Annotated in this window: 2 protein-coding genes; one reads left to right on the top strand and one right to left on the bottom strand. The window is 67.7% G+C overall.

Translation table 11 applies throughout. The features are described 5' to 3' along the window. A partial coding sequence (locus tag HW466_RS32070) for a hypothetical protein (protein ID WP_244138253.1) occupies nt 1-184 on the bottom strand: 184 nt, incomplete at its 3' end. A gap of 65 nt (nt 185-249) precedes the next feature. Between HW466_RS32070 and HW466_RS32065 the strand changes: the two genes are divergently transcribed. Beyond that, nucleotides 250-529, top strand: a 280-nt coding sequence (locus HW466_RS32065) for a fumarylacetoacetate hydrolase family protein (protein ID WP_244138252.1), incomplete at its 3' end; no start/stop codon positions are given.

Below are 529 nucleotides of genomic sequence, written 5' to 3'. Positions count from 1 at the left end.
CAATCTGCGTGCCGATGGCGCGTTGGCGCTCGGCGCGGAGATCGACGGCAGGATAGTGAACATCACGCGCGCGGCACGCGAGCTGAACCTGCCGGCGCCCGCGGATATCGACGACCTGATCCATAATGGCCTGGCGGACCAGTTGCGCGCGATCGTCGAGCGGGTCCGCTCCAAAGGGGGCCACGCGGGCCTGGAGGCGGCCGATGTCGTGTTTGCACCGCTCGTCACCCGGCCTCGAAAATCGTCTGCGTGGGCTTCAACTATCAGGCGCATGCCGCCGAGACAGGCACGCCGGTTCCCAAGGCGCCGCCGCTGTTCGCCAAGTACGCGAACGCCCTCAATCACCATCGGGGCGAGGTGACGCTGCCCACGCGAATGGATCGCGAATTCGACTACGAGACGGAGCTGGTGCTGATCTTCGGCGAGCGATGCCGCGACGTGCCCGAGGCCGATGCCCTTTCCGTGCTTGCCGGCTATGCGATCGTCAAGGACATCAGCGCGCCCGGGCTGCCCGGGTCGAGCCGGGCGG

The organism is Burkholderia territorii (genome assembly GCF_902833055.1).
GTDB classification, from domain to species: domain Bacteria; phylum Pseudomonadota; class Gammaproteobacteria; order Burkholderiales; family Burkholderiaceae; genus Burkholderia; species Burkholderia territorii.
The sequence above is the reverse complement of the archived record's forward strand: the minus strand, read 5'-3'. Positions and strand labels throughout refer to the sequence as shown.